This window comes from Methyloceanibacter marginalis, assembly GCF_001723295.1.
Lineage (GTDB): Bacteria > Pseudomonadota > Alphaproteobacteria > Rhizobiales > Methyloligellaceae > Methyloceanibacter > Methyloceanibacter marginalis.
This window is the reverse complement of sequence record NZ_LPWD01000052.1, coordinates 1-4468: the sequence shown is the minus strand read 5'-3', so window position 1 is coordinate 4468 and position 4468 is coordinate 1. Positions and strand designations below refer to the sequence as shown.

Annotated in this window: 7 protein-coding genes; 4 read left to right on the top strand and 3 right to left on the bottom strand. The window is 63.8% G+C overall.

Translation table 11 applies throughout. The features are described from left to right. Window positions 1-12: 12 nt before the first annotated feature. The 3 genes from AUC71_RS20710 to AUC71_RS20705 all read right to left on the bottom strand — a co-directional run bounded on the left by AUC71_RS20710 (window position 13) and on the right by AUC71_RS20705 (window position 2042). On the bottom strand, window positions 13-204 hold the full coding sequence (locus AUC71_RS20710) for a hypothetical protein (protein ID WP_069623042.1): 192 nt from the start codon (window positions 202-204) through the stop codon (window positions 13-15). A gap of 372 nt (window positions 205-576) precedes the next feature. Beyond that, window positions 577-1743 (bottom strand): FAD-dependent monooxygenase, encoded by a 1167-nt coding sequence (locus AUC71_RS02730; RefSeq protein WP_083238018.1) that lies wholly within the window; start codon window positions 1741-1743, stop codon window positions 577-579. An 8-nt stretch (window positions 1744-1751) separates the two neighbouring features. Continuing rightward, window positions 1752-2042 carry a zinc-finger domain-containing protein gene (locus AUC71_RS20705; protein WP_069623043.1) on the bottom strand — a complete coding sequence of 97 codons (291 nt, stop codon included), beginning with the start codon at window positions 2040-2042 and terminating at the stop codon, window positions 1752-1754. 51 nt (window positions 2043-2093) lie between these two features. On the opposite strand from AUC71_RS20705, the gene AUC71_RS02720 reads away from it, so the two are divergent. The 4 genes from AUC71_RS02720 to AUC71_RS02705 all read left to right on the top strand — a co-directional run bounded on the left by AUC71_RS02720 (window position 2094) and on the right by AUC71_RS02705 (window position 4395). Next, window positions 2094-2846 carry an alpha/beta fold hydrolase gene (locus tag AUC71_RS02720; protein ID WP_069623040.1) on the top strand — a complete coding sequence of 251 codons (753 nt, stop codon included), beginning with the start codon at window positions 2094-2096 and terminating at the stop codon, window positions 2844-2846. 78 nt (window positions 2847-2924) lie between these two features. Further along, on the top strand, window positions 2925-3713 hold the full coding sequence (cysE, locus tag AUC71_RS02715) for a serine O-acetyltransferase (RefSeq protein WP_069623039.1): 789 nt from the start codon (window positions 2925-2927) through the stop codon (window positions 3711-3713). Window positions 3714-3789: 76 nt separating this feature from the next. Then, the gene (locus AUC71_RS02710) at window positions 3790-4002 is read left to right on the top strand and encodes a DUF3126 family protein (RefSeq protein ID WP_069623038.1); all 213 of its coding nucleotides are present in this window, start codon (window positions 3790-3792) and stop codon (window positions 4000-4002) included. 111 nt (window positions 4003-4113) lie between these two features. Next, window positions 4114-4395: a DUF6949 family protein gene (locus AUC71_RS02705; protein WP_069623037.1), complete on the top strand. Its 282-nt coding sequence runs from the start codon at window positions 4114-4116 to the stop codon at window positions 4393-4395. Window positions 4396-4468: the final 73 nt, after the last annotated feature.

Sequence of the window (4468 nt, the reverse complement as noted above, 5' to 3'; positions counted from 1 at the left end):
AGCAGGAGAATGTTATTGCTGAGGACGATGCCCACCATCCGCCCCCTGGAACAGCAGCAAGTAGAAGTAAAAGAGCCCGAGCGGATCCGTCGAGCTCAGGTAGTAGCGCGCATAGAGAATGATCAGCAGTCCCATGCCGAGAATGAGCGCAGCAAAGAACAGCCCCAAGCCATCGAGGAAGAACGAGAAGGACAAGCCGATCATCGGCAGCCAAGCACGCTCCAGGCCAAGACTTCGCCCCGGTAAAGGCCGGCGCCGCGGAAAGAAGACACATGAGGGCGACGGAGGGTTACGGCCCCTGTCGCGATCGCGCAGAAGTTGCGTCCATGGCGGATCGCCAGGAGCGGGATGACGGCACCGAGAAATGGGGTCAGCGCAACAACGGCGAGCAGCATCGTGGAGGCTACCGAGTTTGTGGGAAATCAGCCGCTTGCGGGGCTGCGCGGGGACTATTGATCAGAATCTGCACGTCATCGAAGCATAGTTGGGGGACGCTCGAAAGTCGCCGGAAACCGGCAAGCGGCCTGAGGATTTTTGCCGCACGGCGTTCCAAAGCGAGTCTGGGAAAGGCCCTCGCTAGTCGACGCCATAGAGCCAATCAAACTGACGAAGCGTCGCCGTCTCGCTGCGAAGACCGAGCGCCGTGTTGCGTGCAAGCCGCGCCGGTCCCCTTAAGTGATAGATCCGGCCGAGGCGCCGCGCGGTGTTTTTGAGGCGCGTGGCGCGCGGGCGGCGCGCGTTCTCGTAGGTGCGGAACGCGTGGCGGGGTCGTTGCGGCCGGCGGCGAAATATTTCGCGAGCATGGCGGCGTCCTCGATGGCGACGCCGCGCCTTGGGCGAGATAGGGCAGCACGGGATGGCCGCGTCTCCGACCAGCGTTACTGCTCCCCGGCTCCAACGAGGCAGCGCGGGCAGCGAGAATAGCGACCAGGCGCGCCAGCCTTCCGCCCGTTCCAGCAATGATTTCGACTCCTTGCACCAGCGGGTGAATCCGGAAAGCAAAGACGAAGGGTCCGCCGTCTGGTTCCAGCCTTGCGCCTTCCTGCCCCCTGCGGTCACGGCCACGACGTTCAACGCTCCGCCGGCGTGCACCGGGTAATGCACGAGATGGGCTTTGGGGCTCAGCCACAGGCCGATGACGGGGGCCGAGAAGGGTGCCGGCAGACCCTTTCGCGGCAGGAGCGTGCGAAACGCCGTGGCGCCCGCGTAGGACAGCGCGGCCTCCGGCGCGACCCATTTTCGCACCGTGGACCACAGTCCATCGGCCCCGATCAGGCTCGAGCCTTCAATGGTCGTACCGTCGAGATTGGCGATCGTGATGCCGTCACGCGCCTCGATGCCCGAGACGTCGAAGCCGGAACTGAGAGAGACGGCCGAGGCGGCCTCGGCGGCGGTCCGCAGTCCCGCGTGAAGATCGGCACGGTGAAGCGTCAGATAAGGCGCGCCGTAGCGCTGCTCCGCGTGGTCGCCCAAAGGCACGGTGGCGAGCCGGCGCCCGCTCAGCCCGTCGAACAGCCAGACTGCTTCGGGCCGGAAGGTCTGTGGCAGGAGCACATCGAGCACGCCGAGGCTGCGCAAAATGCGCGTGGCGTTGGGTCCGAGCTGGATGCCCGCGCCGCTCTCCTCGGCGAAAGTGGAACGTTCCAGGACTGTGGCGTTAATCCCAGCGCGGCCAAGCGCGATCGCCGTGGACAGCCCGCCAATGCCGGCGCCGGCGATGAGGACAGGCAGGTCTTGCGCCATTTGACGTGTCAGGCCGCCGGGGCGCCGGGCGGTGTGGTGGCGACGTACACGCAGCCTTCCGGCCGGCTGTCGGTTGCCTTGAGTCCGTCATCGTACTCGTACAGCGTGGAGCAATAGGGGCAGATGATCTGCTTGTCGTCGCCCATATCCAGATAGACGTGCGGATGATCCTGCGGGGGCGCGGCCCCCATGCATTGGAACTCCTTGACGCCGATCTTGATCCGGTCGACGCCTATGTCATTCACGAAATGGGGCACGAGCGTTTTGGGACATGACGATCCGTTCGCTGGTCTCGTTATAAGAAGGCGCGGGCAGCATAGTGAGCCTGAAGCCAAAGCGGTAGGTCAAGAATGCAAAGCTTCGATTCCGACGGCGTGCGGATCGCCTATCTGGATGAAGGCGAGGGGGAGCCGATCCTGCTGATCCACGGTTTCGCCTCAAACATCGGCGCCAATTGGATCGACCCGCAATGGGTCCGGACGTTGACGCAAGCCGGGCGCCGTGTCATCGCCCTCGACAATCGAGCCCACGGCGAAAGCGATAAGCTCTACGAACCAGAGCGCTACGGCGCACCGGAGATGGCGGAGGACGCGCGGCGTCTGCTCGACCATCTGGGCATCGAACGCGCCGACGTGCTCGGTTACTCCATGGGTGCGCGCATCGCCGCCTTTCTTACGTTCGCCCATCCGGAGCGCGTGCGCAGCGTGATCTTCGGGGGTCTCGGCATCAACATGGTGAGGGGCATGATCGGCTCGGGGCCGCTTGCCAAGGCGCTCGAAGCGCCGCGGCTCGAGGATGTGACCAACGACACGGCGCGGAGCTTCCGCATCTTCGCCGAACAGACCAAGAGCGATCTCAAGGCGCTGGCGGCCTGCATGCGCGGACCCCGGGAGAAGGTGCCGCCCGAGAAGCTCGGCGAGATCACCGTGCCGGTGCTGGTCGCGGTGGGTAGCAAGGACGTGATCGGCGGGTCGGGCGCGGCGCTTGCGGAGTTGATCCCGAGTGCCCAATTCCTAGAGATCACCGGACGCGATCACATGAAAGCGGTAGGCGATTCCAGGTTCAAACAGGGCGTGCTCGACTTTTTAACCTCGCGTCCTTAGTGGTTGATTTTTCGGTATGGGCTCTCGTGGTAGACGAAGCGGAATGATCCTGCTACGGGGGCTCAAGTGAGGTGAGCCATGCATAAGTCGGCAATGGCGGCACAGCCGCAGATCAAGACCTACGATCCGGTTTGGAGCCAGGTGCGGCGGGAAGCCGAGGAGATCAGCGCGGCCGAACCGGCGCTCGGCGGCTTCATCTACGCGTCGGTGCTGAGCCATGCGCGTCTTGAGGATGCGGTGTGCCACCGTCTCGCGCGGCGGCTTCAGCACGCCGTGCTCGATCCCGGCTTGATCCACAACACCTTCCACGAGGTGCTCCAGGCCGACCCTTCGCTCGGTGAAGCCTTTCGGGCGGATCTGATGGCGTGGATGCAGCGCGATCCGGCTTCCGACCGCCTGATCGAGCCGTTGCTCTATTTCAAGGGCTTCCATGCGCTTCAGACCCACCGCATCGGTCACCGGCTGTGGAACGCGGGCCGCAAGGACTTTGCGCTTTATCTCCAGAGCCTCGTGTCGCGCTTCCTCCAGGTGGACATCCACCCGGCGGCCAAAATCGGCCGAGGCATCATGATTGATCACGCCACGGGTATCGTGATCGGCGAGACCGCGGTGGTGGGCGACAATTGCTCGCTCTTGCATGGCGTCACGCTTGGCGGTTCCGGCAACGAGCAGGGCGACCGCCATCCCAAGATCGGCTGCGGGGTGATGATCGGCGCCGGCGCCAAGATCCTGGGCAACATCAAGGTCGGCGACTGCGCCCGGATTGCTGCGGGCAGCGTGGTGCTCAAGGACGTGCCGCCGCAGCGGACGGTAGCCGGCGTTCCGGCGCGGGACATCGGCGCCAATACATGCGCGGAGCCGGCGTGACCATGGACCAGTTCTTTACTGGCAGCGAAGAAACAAGCCGCCGCTAGGGCTGGCAGCAGCTCAAAGGGATAAGTGCGTGACACGCGACGAGATTCTGAAGCTCGAAACCTATCTGCAGAAGACGTTTCAACTGCCGTCGATCCAGGTCCGGCAACGGCCGCAGAAGGACGATTCCGCCGAGGTTTATATCGGGGAGGAGTTCATCGGCGTGCTGTTCCGCGACGATGACGACGAGGACGAGACCGCCTATCAATTCCAGATGGCGATCCTCGATTTCGACCTGAAATAGCGGTTCCGTGCCGGGCCGGCACGGGTGTTAACCAGTCCTTAAGAATTCCCTGCGGATGGGCCCGGTCCCCTCGCTACAGTGCTTGTTGCGGAAAGCACGGCGAGGGGCGCCATGGAATTGGTCATTTATGCGTATCTGACGGCTGTCGGCTTCGTGTTGGCCGGCGTGCTGTCCAGCTTCGTCCAGCTCGTGTCCGGCCAGCCGATGCGGTTCGGCGTGGAGCCGAACTCCACCCTGACCTCGATCCTAGGCGTTGTCCTGAGGGTCTTCGCAGGCCCTGCGATCCTCATGCGCAATGCCTGGCGGGGCATGCTGATCGAGGCGCGTCCGAAATTCTGGTTCGGGCTTTCCGCGGCGATCGCGGCGTTTTGGAGCCTGCTCATCGGCGCGTGATGATCGATATCGTCTTGAATCTTTAGGATCGGCTGCGCGCCCCAAAAAAAGGAGCCGGTCTCTTAAGGAGAGA

Excerpts from the sequence above, each read along its gene's own strand:
- AUC71_RS20710 (WP_069623042.1), bottom strand. The coding sequence starts at position 204 with ATGATCGGCTTGTCCTTCTCGTTCTTCCTCGATGGCTTGGGGCTGTTC.
- AUC71_RS02730 (WP_083238018.1), bottom strand. The coding sequence starts at position 1,743 with ATGGCGCAAGACCTGCCTGTCCTCATCGCCGGCGCCGGCATTGGCGGG.
- AUC71_RS02720 (WP_069623040.1), top strand. The coding sequence starts at position 2,094 with ATGCAAAGCTTCGATTCCGACGGCGTGCGGATCGCCTATCTGGATGAA.
- cysE (WP_069623039.1), top strand. The coding sequence starts at position 2,925 with ATGCATAAGTCGGCAATGGCGGCACAGCCGCAGATCAAGACCTACGAT.
- AUC71_RS02705 (WP_069623037.1), top strand. The coding sequence starts at position 4,114 with ATGGAATTGGTCATTTATGCGTATCTGACGGCTGTCGGCTTCGTGTTG.